14 protein-coding genes are annotated in these 14,118 nt (G+C 29.6%); 2 read left to right on the top strand and 12 right to left on the bottom strand.

Going from position 1 to position 14,118, the window contains the following annotated elements:
- Positions 1–6: 6 nt before the first annotated feature.
- From lon to L3B96_RS00945, 6 genes are all read right to left on the bottom strand, one after another.
- Positions 7–2,394, bottom strand: coding sequence for an endopeptidase La (gene lon, locus L3B96_RS00920; protein WP_238858588.1), 2,388 nt, complete (start codon positions 2,392–2,394; stop codon positions 7–9).
- 125 nt (positions 2,395–2,519) lie between these two features.
- Positions 2,520–3,083 (bottom strand): TetR/AcrR family transcriptional regulator, encoded by a 564-nt coding sequence (locus tag L3B96_RS00925; RefSeq protein ID WP_236895187.1) that lies wholly within the window; start codon positions 3,081–3,083, stop codon positions 2,520–2,522.
- A 276-nt stretch (positions 3,084–3,359) separates the two neighbouring features.
- Positions 3,360–3,731, bottom strand: coding sequence for a four-helix bundle copper-binding protein (locus tag L3B96_RS00930; protein ID WP_238858589.1), 372 nt, complete (start codon positions 3,729–3,731; stop codon positions 3,360–3,362).
- A 255-nt stretch (positions 3,732–3,986) separates the two neighbouring features.
- A complete protein-coding gene (locus L3B96_RS00935; RefSeq protein WP_238858590.1) occupies positions 3,987–4,382 on the bottom strand; it encodes a carbonic anhydrase in 396 nt (131 codons plus the stop codon).
- A 92-nt stretch (positions 4,383–4,474) separates the two neighbouring features.
- Complete coding sequence (locus L3B96_RS00940) at positions 4,475–4,882, bottom strand: VOC family protein (protein ID WP_238858591.1); 408 nt, start codon at positions 4,880–4,882, stop codon at positions 4,475–4,477.
- 54 nt (positions 4,883–4,936) lie between these two features.
- Positions 4,937–5,377 (bottom strand): YiiD C-terminal domain-containing protein, encoded by a 441-nt coding sequence (locus L3B96_RS00945; protein WP_077830324.1) that lies wholly within the window; start codon positions 5,375–5,377, stop codon positions 4,937–4,939.
- 202 nt (positions 5,378–5,579) lie between these two features.
- Here L3B96_RS00945 and L3B96_RS00950 point away from each other — a divergent pair, with 202 nt between their 5' ends.
- Positions 5,580–6,281 (top strand): hypothetical protein, encoded by a 702-nt coding sequence (locus L3B96_RS00950; protein WP_238858592.1) that lies wholly within the window; start codon positions 5,580–5,582, stop codon positions 6,279–6,281.
- A gap of 72 nt (positions 6,282–6,353) precedes the next feature.
- Here L3B96_RS00950 and amrS read toward each other — a convergent pair whose 3' ends face one another.
- The 4 genes from amrS to L3B96_RS00970 form a co-directional block, all read right to left on the bottom strand.
- Positions 6,354–7,340: an AmmeMemoRadiSam system radical SAM enzyme gene (amrS, locus tag L3B96_RS00955; protein WP_238858593.1), complete on the bottom strand. Its 987-nt coding sequence runs from the start codon at positions 7,338–7,340 to the stop codon at positions 6,354–6,356.
- A 100-nt stretch (positions 7,341–7,440) separates the two neighbouring features.
- Positions 7,441–8,847, bottom strand: a complete 1,407-nt coding sequence (gene amrA / locus L3B96_RS00960) for an AmmeMemoRadiSam system protein A (RefSeq protein WP_238858594.1) — start codon at positions 8,845–8,847, stop codon at positions 7,441–7,443.
- A 21-nt stretch (positions 8,848–8,868) separates the two neighbouring features.
- Entirely contained in the window at positions 8,869–9,024 is a 156-nt protein-coding gene (locus L3B96_RS00965) for a hypothetical protein (protein WP_170816419.1), read from the bottom strand.
- A 176-nt stretch (positions 9,025–9,200) separates the two neighbouring features.
- Entirely contained in the window at positions 9,201–9,341 is a 141-nt protein-coding gene (locus tag L3B96_RS00970) for a hypothetical protein (RefSeq protein WP_171788706.1), read from the bottom strand.
- A 412-nt stretch (positions 9,342–9,753) separates the two neighbouring features.
- On the opposite strand from L3B96_RS00970, the gene L3B96_RS00975 reads away from it, so the two are divergent.
- Complete coding sequence (locus tag L3B96_RS00975) at positions 9,754–11,754, top strand: KUP/HAK/KT family potassium transporter (RefSeq protein WP_343073036.1); 2,001 nt, start codon at positions 9,754–9,756, stop codon at positions 11,752–11,754.
- 87 nt (positions 11,755–11,841) lie between these two features.
- On the opposite strand, the gene L3B96_RS00980 is transcribed toward L3B96_RS00975, so the two are convergent.
- On the bottom strand, positions 11,842–12,204 hold the full coding sequence (locus L3B96_RS00980; protein WP_238858596.1) for a DUF2809 domain-containing protein: 363 nt from the start codon (positions 12,202–12,204) through the stop codon (positions 11,842–11,844).
- A 276-nt stretch (positions 12,205–12,480) separates the two neighbouring features.
- Positions 12,481–13,773, bottom strand: coding sequence for a C40 family peptidase (locus L3B96_RS00985; protein WP_238858597.1), 1,293 nt, complete (start codon positions 13,771–13,773; stop codon positions 12,481–12,483).
- Positions 13,774–14,118: the final 345 nt, after the last annotated feature.

The following is a 14,118-nucleotide window of genomic DNA, read 5'->3' on the forward strand; positions in this document are numbered from 1 at the left end:
TATTTCTTATTCTTCTGCTGGCTTGAAGGTTCCTTCAATAAATTTATTAGGATTAAATATATGCTCTATTCTTGGTAATGAAATCCCCAAAGTTTCTCTTAAAACATCTTCTACTGTTTCTACAGCTATAATAGTTAATTGTTCCTTAACTTCTTGTGGAACCTCATTTAAATCAACTACATTATCCTTTGGAATTAGTACTTTTGTAATTCCAGCTCTTTGAGCTCCTAATAACTTTTCTTTAAGTCCTCCTATTGGAAGAACAGCTCCTCTTAGAGTTATTTCTCCTGTCATTGCAAGTTTTGAATCCACTTTTATGCCTGTAACAAGTGATGCAAGTGCAGTAAATAATGCAATTCCTGCTGATGGTCCATCCTTAGGAACAGATCCTGATGGAACGTGAATATGAATATCTCTTTCTCTAAAGTTTATAGCATTAATTGGCAATCTTGATTTTAATAAACTTAAAGAGATTTGCGCAGATTCTTTCATAACATCTCCTAGCTGTCCAGTTAAGACAATTTGTCCACTTCCTAGCATTCCTGTCGCTTCTATGAAAAGTATTTCTCCACCTACAGATGTCCACGCTAGTCCAGTTACAACTCCTGGGACATTATCATCTTGAGCCTTATCATGACTTGAAACCTTTCTTCCTAATAAGTCCTCTAAATCATCTTCTTTAACTTTAAAAGGTAATTCCACCTTATTAGATACAATCTTTTCTGATGTAACTCTTGCAAGAGTCGCTATTTGCTTCTTAAGGCCTCTTACTCCAGCTTCTAAAGTATATTCACTTATAATTCTTTCTAAAGCTTCATCTTCTATAACAAGCTGACTACTATTTAATCCATGATCTTCAAGAACCGATGGAATTAAATGATTCTTTCCTATATGGAATTTCTCATTCATAGTATAACTAGAAATTTGAATTACTTCCATCCTATCTAATAAAGGCCTTGGTATAGTATCTAGAGAGTTCGCTGTAGCAATAAAGAATACATTAGATAAATCATAAGGTACATCTAAATAGTGATCAGTAAAAGTATCATTTTGTTCTGGGTCTAATACTTCTAATAATGCACTTGCTGGATCTCCATTATAGCTAGCCATTAACTTATCTACTTCATCTAAAACCATAACTGGATTTATTTCTCCTGCTTTCTTTATACTTTGAATAATTCTTCCTGGCATTGCACCTACATAAGTTCTTCTATGCCCTCTTATTTCAGCCTCGTCACGAACTCCGCCTAAACTTAATCTTACATATTTTCTGTTTAAGGCTTCTGCAATACTCTTTCCTAAGCTTGTCTTACCTACTCCTGGAGGACCTACTAATAATAGAATAGAACCCTTTTTATCATTTTTAAGCTGCATAACTGCTAAATGTTGTATTATTCTATCTTTAACTTTTTCTAATCCATAATGCTGCTCATCTAATATTCTTCTTGCTTCTTCTAAATCAATGTCCTTAAATTCTTGTTTTTTCCAAGGAAGCTGAATTAATAATTCTAAGTAGTTTTTAATCACATTGTATTCAGCACTATTTGGACTTTGGCTTTCTAATTTTTCTAGTTCCTCTAAAGCAACTTCTTTTATTTCATCAGGCATTTGTGCCTCTTCAATTCTATTTAAGTAGTTCTTGTCCTTTTTAGAAGCTGAGCTTTTTCCTTCATTTAATTCTTCTTGAATAGCTTTTAACTGCTCTCTTAATACTGTTTCCCTATAATTCTTATTAGCTTTTTCTGTGAATCTTTCTGCTAATTCAAATTGTAATTTTAAAGATTCTTTTTGTTTTAATAAATAATCTATAAATTTAAGGCCTCTATCCTTTAATGATTGAGTTTCCAACAAATCATATTTTTCCTCATTTGAAATTTGCATGAAATGAGATAAATAACCCATAAGCTTATTCAAATCTTTTTGACCTTCTACAGCCAACATAAACTTTTCTGATCCTTTAAAATTCTCACTAATTTCACGAGTGACTTTTTTAATATACTCTACCATTTCGTCCTTACTTTTTTCTGTAAGATCAATAATATCGGGTGCAAATTCGAATTCAGCTTTAATAAAATCTTCCTCAATACTAAATGTTTTAATTTCAACTCTATCTAATATTTTAATTTCTGCTTTATATCCCTTTTCTGTTTTTTCAATTGCATTTACTTGAAATGTAACACCAACTCTATGAAAATCTTCTTCCTTTAACTTACTTTGACCAAAGTTTTGTTTTAAAGGTAATGCAATATTAACTATATCTTCATCTGATAAACTTTCAACTTGAATTTCACTAAATTTATTAAATTTTAGTGTATGGTACATTCCAGGTAATAACACTATATCTGACACAGGAATTACTCTTCCTATATTATTTTTATTATCTAAATTTATCATAATAATCATCCTTCCTATTAGAACATTCTTAAACGAGCATTCATTTAAAGATTAGTTAAGCAATAGCGAGATACTTCTGCAATTATATTTCACAAAATCTCTCGCACTAAAAACAGTCCTTTTAATTATATAAGTAATGCCTCTTGCACTATTCTAATGAGTTCCTTTAGCAACTCAATTTTTTCATTTTCATCAATACATGAATTAATAGCAATTGATTTTACTGGATAAAAAAGTATTGCTTTTAAATTATCATTTTGAAGATTTTTAAAAACTTTTCTTTCTTTCATTTCATCAAGAAAATTATTTAGGTTATTTATTCCCCTCTTAGTCAAGCATTGATTTGATAAAGCTGGACAATTAGCAAATTGATCTACGAAATGAAAGACTTCTCCATGCTCCCTAATATAAATAAAATACTCTTTAACAATAATTTCAATAACTTGCTGACCATTCATCTTATTGTTAAGTTTACTGAGTATGTAATCAAAAATATCTTCAGAATATTCAAGATATATGTCTTGTAACATGACTTCTTTATTTTCATAATAAATATATACTGTAGCAGGTGATACCCCTGCTTCTTTTGCTATCTTCGAAATAGACGTACCGTGAAAGCCTTCTTTAAGAATTAATTTAATAACTGCTTCCTTTATGTTCTTTTGCTTTTCATCGTCTTTCCTTCTCATTTAAACACCTCTATTATTATATTTCTATAATAAATGAACATTCTTTTATTGTCAATATATATTCCATCAATTTTATCTTATTAAATGTTAATTTTCTTTTAAAATCTACATAAAGAAACTAAAAACATAATTTGTCTGTTTTTAATCTAGTAAAAAATACATCACTCCTAATTATCAAAAGTATTAAAAATCGCTATTCAACTTTAAAATAGCGATTTTTAATACTTTCCAAACTTTTATGTTTAAAACAAGCAGTAACTTAAATCAAACAATGCCTTACATATTTAATACGTGCCTACATTCGCTAGCACATTGACTACATACATCAGCACAAGTTTGACAATGTCCATCATTGAATCTTCCGCATTCTTTTGCACAGCTTTCACATACGGCAGCACATACAGTAGCTATTTCTCTTATATGACCGCTTCCTCTTGAAATAAAACAAGCTGTTGTAGAGCAAATTTCAGCACAATCTTGAAGTGATTTAATACAATACATCCTATCTCTAGCATCACTATGTTGTAAACATAAATTTAAGCATTCCTCACATATTTGCACACATTTACTGCAAGCATCAATGCAATATTGCATTGGATTTCCTTCTGATATTAATGAATTTGAATGTCTGGTCATAGTTGCTTCCATTTTTGTTTCCTCCTTTATTATTTTATTGATAACAAAATATATTTTCTTCTAAGGCACTAAAAATATACTTTGTAATTTCTGCTTAAGTCGCCTATAAAATTCAAAAAGGATACATTAATATATTGATAATTTTTTGTATACACTTTTTAGTTTATACTTGTTATATCTTAAATATCTTTGTACTGAATATATTTGTGCATCAAAAACAGGAGCAGATTAAGTAACATCTGCTCCTAATTTATATATGTTCTATATTTAAATTCTTTTATACAAGCTAACGACATGTACTTCCCAAAACTCATCCACCCATAAACCAACTATTGTATCAACCGAAAAATTCCAATTTTTAATCAAATTTGTGGCTTCTTCTATTTGCCTATAATGCACCTCAGCATCCACTGGATTCGCAGCACAGTCATAATGACCTACCAATCCAATTATTTTGGATTTATGAGCCTTAACTGAAATATTAATCTTATCTTTTAATCTACTTGAATAAAACGGATTCCCTTCTGACACTATCTTGTCAATGCCAGGCTCAGTTATTAAATCCACATACTCCACATTAAAATTTTCTTTTATCCAATTTATTACTGGAATCTGAGTCCTTCCGTCAATACAATTTAAAACTGTCCCAAAGCTTTTTTTCATTCATACCACCTAAAACTATTATTCTTAGGTAAGATATGAATATAAGTTAGCGTTTGCTATCAATCTCTTCAAATAAAGATGATAAATGCAATCTATATTTCATTTTTATCTCTAAATTCAATTTCTGTGCCCTCAGGAGCCTTTAGTTTAAATAAGAAACTATCCTCAACTTTATATATCACTTCATTATTTTTAACCCTAAAATTGTTATAACCTAAACTTTTAATCCTATTAAATTCTTCTTGAACATTATCCACTAAAAAGCACATATGCACTATTCCTTCGCTTAACTTATTCCACTTAGAAAGATCTTCTCCCTTCTTGCTGGTTTGTAACTCAATCATGAACGTTCCTAGTTTTAACCATGTATTATAATCTCTAGTATGGAAATTCTTTGTCTCTTCCAAAATCTCAAACCCAAGAATATTTTTATAGAATTCAAGTGATTCTTTGTAACTATTGGTTTGGATGCACACATGGTGCATAGCTTTTATTCCCATTATTTATCCTCCATAATAAATCTATTTATACTTGTAAATTTAGCCCTAATTATTCTATTTAAATATAACATATTGCCCCTCGTACTCTGCAAAAACAGTTTCCTTATTTTTAATAACAACCTTAAGATCTAATCTACTCTTGTTATGTTTCGTGTATGTTTCGAGAAATTCTCTTCTTGTTTCATCTCCCAAAATTTCACATTCTGCAGTAAAATCTTCACGTATAGGAGCTCTATAATTTATATTACTTTTTTTAATTACTATCTGAGCCTTTGGATCAATTTCTTTAATATTTACAAAAACCATAGACCATCCGCATATTGTCATCAAAGTATTTATACTTCCTCCAAACGCTGTTAATTTATCATTTATATTAGGTTTTAATTTAGCAGCAAGTATAACTCTCGACTTAGTAAACTCTGTAACACTTATGCCCATAGCTTCTGTAATTGGTATGTTGGTATGTAAAAACTGCTCAAACTCATTCTCACTCATTATCTTACCTCCGATGTTCATCTACATGTATTGTAGACAAAATATAATATTTATAAATTTTATCATATAACTCAATTCAAATCCAATATATGACACAATAGTACAATCAAGCAATTATTATTCTAATATTGAAATATAATTGTCTTAACTTGTCAGACATGCTATTGTTATCTATATAAATTCTAATATTAAAGGAGCAATTATGAAAAATATTACACATTATTTATTAGTTTCATTTATTTTAATTTTATTATCATTCATAATGTTTTTTATTCACTATTTAGTATTTGGTCAATTGGAAAACACGATTTATTACTCTTTTATGAGTCTCTGTTTTATCCCTATAAATATATTAGTCGTAACCCTAGTATTTGATAAACTTGTAGAAAGACGTACTAAACTTGAACGCTTAAGTAAATTAAATATGTTAGTCGGATTATTTTTTAGTGATATTGGTTTTACTCTATTGGAAATAATAGTAGCTGGTGATGCGAATATACAATATTTAAATCTAGATTTTACAGACTTAAAAACTTCTAATAATAAACTAAAATCTTATGAACACATAATAGCCTTTGAAAAAATTAATTATCCTAGGCTTGAAAAACTAGTTCTCGGAAGTAGAGATATTTTATCTAACCTTATAAGTAATGAGAATATATTAGAGCATGAAACCTTTGCCGATTTACTTATGTCTCTAATGCATTTAAGAGATGAAATAGTATTTTTACAATATAAAACACTGACAAAAGATGACTCTAATCACATAAAAGGCGATATTTGCAGAGTTTATAGGGCATTAACTTCTCAATGGATAAATTACCTTTCTCACTTAAAGCAATTTTATCCTTATCAATATAATGGTGCCATCAAATTCAATCCATTTACAGTTACTAGCAGATAATAATTAAAGCAGGAGCTTTAAATTCTCCTGCTACGATTTCTATAATCATTAATTTAAAGTTTAAATCTTATTTTACAATATTATGTTTATTTCCTCACCACATTTTTGGCACTTATTGTCTTTTATAAATACATTAGTTGAATAACCATTCCTCTCAATAAGAAGTTCATTGCAATTATCACAATAAGTATTATTATCCACTCCTTGAACATTTCCTACATATACATGTTTCAAGTATTTCTTTGCTTCATTTTGAGCTTCAGTTATCTTTTCTATTTTGGTAGCCTTATTCTCCATCTTATATCTTGGAAAATATCTGCTTAAATGAAGAGGTATATTTTCATCAACACTAGCTATAAATTCAGCTATTTGCCTTGATTCCTCTAAAGAATCGTTTTCTTCACTGACAAGTAAAGTGGTAATTTCCACATGACAGTATTCACTGCACCTTTTTATAGTTTCTAGAACAGGCTCAAGTTTTGCACCACAAATATTATTATAGTATCTATTTGTATATCCTTTTAAGTCTATATTCATAGCATCTACATAAGGAAGGAGCTTCTTAAGCGGCTCTTCATTAATATAGCCATTAGTAACAACCACAACACTTGTATCAGTATTATTCTCTTTTATGCCCTTTGCAGCATCATACATATATTCATACCACATGAAAGGTTCATTATAAGTAAATGCAATACCAATATTGTTTTCTATGGTTGGAATAATGCCTATTAGTTTTTCAACGCTTATATATTGGGTTTGTGGCTTTCCCTGGGATATCTCATAATTTTGGCAAAAGCTACAAGTCATATTACACCCAAAGCTTCCAATTGATAAAATATCTTTTGATGGTTTGAAATGATATAAGGGTTTCTTCTCAATGGGATCAACTCCCATTGAAGTTACTTCTCCATAATTTATGGCAATAGGGACTTTAGATTTCAACGTTCTAACTCCACAAATTCCAAACTTATCTTCATCTATTAAACAATTATGTGGACATATCCTACATATCACTTTATCCTTAACTTCCTCATAAAACGGTATTTTTTTTTCCACTCTTTATCACCTTCTTTAAATAAAGCATAAGTTATTCATAAATATCTTTGATTTTTAAAACTCTACTATTAAAATCTTTAACTTTAAATAGATTTATTGTCTATCCTTCCTTATATCTTACAACTTCAAATCTTTCTATCTTATAATCCTCGTCAAAATCTATATTTGCCTTATCACATGCAATTTGTAATTGTTCATCTACAGTATTCACACCTTCAAGATCCGGAAGCAATAACCCTCTTCTCATTCCTAAAGAAACAATGACTCCATATTTTTTAGGATCTAAATCTTCCTTATTACATGGTTCCGAATCCATGAGAACATCTACAGATATATCAATATCATCCATTTCATCTTCTGAAACTTCTGGAAATCTTGGATCGCTCATAGCTGCTTCTATAGAATTTCTTATTATTTCTTCACCCACAGAACCTGTTGTTGGTGCAATTGTTCCTATACATCCCCTAAGATTACCAAACTTCTTTAAAGATACAAAAACACCGTGTCTTTCATTTAAGAGTTCTTTTGGCAAATTAGAACTATCTTCTATACTTTTTCCGTGAGAAAAATAATGATTTAAATTTTCTCTTGCAAGTTTTACATAGGTATTGCTCTCATCTAGCTTTGCTTTGAGTTTTTCTTCCTTATATTTTGTTAGCTCGTCTAAATAGTTTCTATCTTGCTGCTGTCTACTAAGTTTCATTACTCCATATCCCACTCCAAAAGTTCCCTGATACGATAAGAGCTCTCCTTTTATTTCTTTACCTTCCATTGCTCCAAGAAGTATATAAACTGAATTTAACCCACATTGTCCAGCCTCACTAATCATAGTTCTATTCATATTAAAAGCTCCTAAAACATCTCCTTTTTCAAGGTTACCCAGAAGAGCTTTGTCAAATAGTTCTCCATATGGTGAATATGAATATGGTCCTTCCTCTTTAAGTTTATGCGAAAGGTCTCCACTTGCTATAATAACAGCTTTCCTATTTAATTTTTCTGCCACATTTTTTATCTCCATACCAAATTTATATAAATTGATATCCCCTATCATTGAATAAGTAATATGAACCAATTTATAATCGTTATAATATTTATTAATGAAATATAGTGGTACTATACTTCCATGATCTAATTCATAATTAACATTGTATCTACGTAATAATTCTGAATCTACAAGGACTGACGGAATTCCCTCTACATGACATGCGGTGCCAAGTTTAATATTAAACTCCTTATCTATAGGAATATCCATCTTTATGTTTGTACATCTAAATTGGCTTAAATCTCCCGAAATTTTTTCCTCATCTGATATGGCTATTGCATCAGAAAACATTGTGGCATGAGGTGTTATAATTATTATCGTATCTGGTTTAATATCTGCTACTTCTCTCCCTATTTTATTACATGCTAAGCTTGTTTCCTGTATTTTCTTTTCTTCACCTTTACCTATGTCTGGTATAATTATTGGTGGATGTGGCATTAAATAATAACCTAGTATATTTTCCATGTTCTCACCTCGTAATTAGAACTATTCTTTTTCTCTAGATTTTTCATTTTCCTTAACCTTTTCTAAATAGTTTCTTTGATTTACTATATTTTCTTCGAAATTTTCTACTGCATGTTTAGTGAAATTTCCAACACTCATAATATTCTTAAATTTATTGCCTTCACTATTTCTACTCATTAGTTAAATTCTCCTTTCTAAAGAATTATTTAAGCTAATTTTCTCTAAATATATATGTTGCAATTCAAAATTCACAATTACGGCTAAAATCCTTTCAATATTTTTAGAATTATAATGAATTATTATTTTTGCAATATATATAAGTTTTTAACCAAAACAGTTTCAAAGAAAATCACTTATCTCTCAATTTTATTATCCTTTTTATTACTAATTTTTTTAATTTCTTCCCCAGAATAGTGGAAATTCTGAATTGCTGTAGTCAAATCACTTCCTAAACTACTAATACTGTTTCTTTTATCATAAGGCTTATTCTTCATAAATTTATCTCCCCGAACTCTGATTTATTTTTAAAAATTGGGTAAATTATTTTTATAGATATAAATTTCTGTAACAAATTATTTCGTTTTTATTATTTCTATAAATATATTTATTATGCTTGCAGCATACTAAACTCATAAGCGAACAACTTATTATTAGCTTCTTATCAATATTAGTCTAAATCCTCATATAAGGGCTAAAATCCTATGGATTTGGCACTATTCACTGTATTATCTAATTTTTAATGGTTTGACTAATATTTTTTAACAATGTTATTATAATAATTATTCTTAAAATAATTATTAATTTACCTACTTTACATATTAAAAGTAAATTAGACAAGTATTTAAATTTCATTTTTTTAATTTTAGGAATTATATATAACTATATTTGATGTAAAGGATGATTAATTTGAAATCAACTACGAAACATGGAGATGTTGCAAAACTGAGTGCTGGAGGAATACTTATAGCACTAGGTGTAGTTTACGGAGATATTGGAACTTCACCACTTTATGTAATGAAGTCAATTATTGAAGGTAATGGTGGCTTGAAGAATATATCTGAAAACTTTATTCTTGGATCATTATCTCTAATTTTTTGGACAATTACAATTTTAACAACAATAAAATATGTCCTTATAACTTTAAATGCAGATAATAATGGTGAGGGTGGAATCTTTTCACTATTTACCTTGGTTAGAAATCGTGCAAAATGGCTTATCATTCCAGCAATGATTGGTGGATCAGCATTGCTGGCTGACGGAACGCTAACTCCTGCTGTAACTGTAACTTCAGCAATTGAAGGATTAGATTTAATTCCAAGTTTTAGTGCTGTTTTAGGAAGTCAAGTTGATATTGTTACGATTGTAATAATAATATTAAGTGCTCTTTTCTTCATTCAGCACTTTGGGACTGATTTGATTGGAAAAATGTTTGGTCCAATAATGTTTGTCTGGTTCTCTGTATTAGCTATATGGGGAATTATCGGTATTTCCCACAATTGGACATTATTGCGTGCCCTATCTCCATATTATGCAATTAACACTCTTTTTAGCAGTGAAAATAAAGCAGGTTTCTTTATACTTGGTAGCATATTTTTAGCAACAACAGGTGCCGAAGCTCTTTACTCAGATCTTGGGCATGTTGGTAAATATAATATTTATGGTTCTTGGCCATTTGTTAAGATATGTTTACTATTGAACTACTTTGGCCAAGGAGCCTGGTTATTATCAGCTAGACATAATCCCACTTTTACAAATATGGAAGGTTTAAATCCATTTTTCCAATTGATTCCACCTTCTTTTTTAATTTTTGGTATAATAATTTCAACTTTAGCGGCAATTATTGCTTCACAAGCGCTAATTTCAGGTTCTTTTACCCTTGTTTCTGAAGCAATTAAGCTTAATTTATTTCCAAGATTACATATTATGTATCCATCTAGCACTAAAGGACAACTTTACATACCTTCCATCAATAAATTTTTATGGATTGTCTGTATCGGAATTGTTCTATACTTTGGAAACTCTGCAAGAATGGAAGCAGCTTACGGATTATCGATTACTGTTACTATGTTAATGACTACTATTCTTTTATTTAATTACTTATTGAAGAAAAAAACACCGCTCATTGCTGCTGTATTAATCCTTGTTTTCTTTAGTGCATTTGAGTTTTCTTTCTTCATTGCAAATATCATTAAATTTACTCACGGAGGATTTATTGCTGCTTTAATTGCTCTTGCAATCTTAAGCGTTATGTATATTTGGATTAAAGGCTATTATATCAAGATGCGTTTATTAGAACATGTCCCAATTGAAAATTATAAAACCCAACTTAATCAATTACGCCAAGATAGTGACCGTCCTAAGTATACAACTAACCTTGTATGTTTAACTAGCAGCCATGATCCTGAACAAATCGAAAGAAAAATAATGTATTCTATTTTAGACAAAAGACCTAAAAAAGCAGATGTTTATTGGTTTGTTAATATTGCTGTTACTGATGAGCCTTATGTAGCAGAATATTCAGTAGATACTTTAGGAACATTATATATTGTAAGGGTTCAAATAAGACTTGGATTTAGAGTAGAACAAAAATTGAATGTCTTTCTACGACAAATTTCAACTGAGTTAGTTGAAAATGGTGAAATAAAGATTCAATCTAGAAACTATACAACTATGCCAGATAGAAAAGTCGGAGATTTCCGTTTTCTTTTAATTCAAGAGCAGCTTTCGTATGAGACAGCTTTAAATTTCTGGGAAGAATTGATACTTAAATCAAAATTATTCATAAAAAGATATACTGTTTCTCCAACCAAATGGTTTGGCCTTGAGAATAGTGATGTTGATGTTGAAAAGGTACCTCTATTTATAGGAAAATATGACCATACAACTTTAAAAAGAACTCCAAAATAACATTATTGAATTAATTAAATATTTAAATATAACTGTCCACAATTTAGTGGGCAGTTATATTTTTTCTTTAAAATATTTATTTAATTTTTACAGCTTATTTTTTTCTATGGCTTTATATATAAATATAAGAATTGTTCCTATTAAATATGAAATGATATCACAAAAATCAAAAGTTGATCCAATAATTATTTTAGCTATTTTAAAATCTTCCATGTGCAAAAGAGAAACCAAATTAAAATACTGGCCTATCTCAATTAAGCAAGCAAATATGAAAACATATATTGGTGAAACCTTCTTAGTAAACACTCCTATAAAAAAATAAATTAAGCATACAACTAATACATCTCCAATAAAAGGTCTAATTATATTATCATGTATAAAAGCTCCAATATAGACTTCTATTAAAAATAAAACTATGAAAATGTATAAATATTTGTAGTTTACTCTCATATCAATCCCCTCCCATTAATCTGGCTTAAATATATAATTTTTTACGTATCCATTAAAATAATTTATATCAGCATAAACCAATCCTAGACTACTGTGGTCAAGTTCAGTATTGTGCTCCCCAATATTTTCATTATAATTTGTTAAGGCTTTGCCTTCATGAACAGTTCCTAGAGAATAAAAAACAATAAGGATAGAATCACCAAGTTTCTATCCTTATCATATATTCTAAATTGATTTATGTTTTATATTATACTCTAATCCCCTATAAAAGCTTCTTTAAAGTATTCTTCTTGCTGCGTAAAAGTTATATACTGGACCAACCTTAACAACATCACCTGTTTGTGGTGCATGAATCATTTGTCCATTTCCAACATATATTCCAACATGTCCAGCATGAGGGAATACTAAATCTCCAGGTTGAAGTTGATCCTCACTAACAGGTCGTCCAACATCAATCTGTGTATAAGTTGTTCTTGAAATATCTATCCCTGTAGCATGCTCATAAACATATTCTGTAAATCCTGAACAATCAAATGTACTTGGTCCTGTTGCTCCCCATACATAAGATGCTCCTAAATGCTTATATGCCTCATTAAGAACTGCTTGTGCACTACCTCCAGATGGCGCAGCTACAGATGAACTTGATTTCTGACTACTCTTTGATTGGACACTTGATTGTACATTTGAAGCTACTACTGATTGCTTTACACTTTCTGCAGCAATCCTTTCTTCCTCTTGCTTCTTTTTAGCCGCGGCTGTCTTTCCTTTTTCTATTTTATCATTGATTTCCTTAGTAACAATTGGGCTCTTAATTTGACTATCCCTAATACTAATTAACTGGTTAACTGCGCCTTGAATCTCTGTTGATGAACTATTTGAACTATCAATTACATCAAACTGATACTTTACAGCGTCTCTTTCAAGTTGTGATAAATACTGTTCATCAAATTTACTTTTTTCTGCCTTAGCCTGATTAGCTAATTGTTCTTCTTCTTTCTTTTTTTGTGATAACTGATTTAAATTATCCTGTGTTTCTTTGTTAAGCTTGCTAATTTCAGCTTTTTTATCGTCTAATGACTTTATTTTAGCATTTAATTCATTTTTCTTGTTATTGATATCTTCTATGTAAGACTTGTCTTTCCCTACAATCTTACTAACAGCCTGCAATCTCGAAAAAAATTCAGTTGTTGAATCCGAGTTAACGACAAAATTTAAATAATTAAATTCCAAATCTCCTGATGCATACATAACTTTAACTCTTTGTCCTAAAGCTAGATCTAAATCATTGATGTCTTTTTTGTATTGCTCAATATCCTTTTTTGTCTTCTCAGTAATTTTATTAATATTATCTATCTCTATTTTATTTTTATCCACAGTTGCTTGTAATGGCTCCATCTGAGTATCTAAATCATAAATTTTATTTTCAATATCTTTTATGTTATTTTCTATTTCCGCATATTTCTGTCTAGAAGCATCCAACTGTGCATTATCAGGTGCTGCAAAAGCAGCTATGGAACTACTTGTAGTGATTACTGTTGCTAATATAAGTGCTAAAACCTTATTTTTCATAATACCGTCGGTTGTTACAACCCTTTCCCCCTTTGTCATCCCCTGTTATACATAATTATAGCACTTTTAGTAACCGTCAACAAACCTCATATATGCTGTGATAATACATTAAATTAGTTTTTCTTCTCTATTCTTCTATTCTCCTTAAAAATTTGGTAAAATATTCACATTTACTTAAGTTAAGATTTATAAATATTTTTATATACGTTAGCATATTTTATATAAGAATGCAGACTTTTACGATAAGAATATTTTTTGATTCGCCACTACTTTTTCTATAATTTCACTATTAAATTTATTACTCAAAAAACTACTCCATTAATATTATTTTGATTTTTCACCTTT

It is taken from the genome of Clostridium sp. YIM B02569 (genome assembly GCF_022320765.1).
GTDB classification, from domain to species: Bacteria; Bacillota; Clostridia; order Clostridiales; family Clostridiaceae; genus Clostridium; species Clostridium beijerinckii.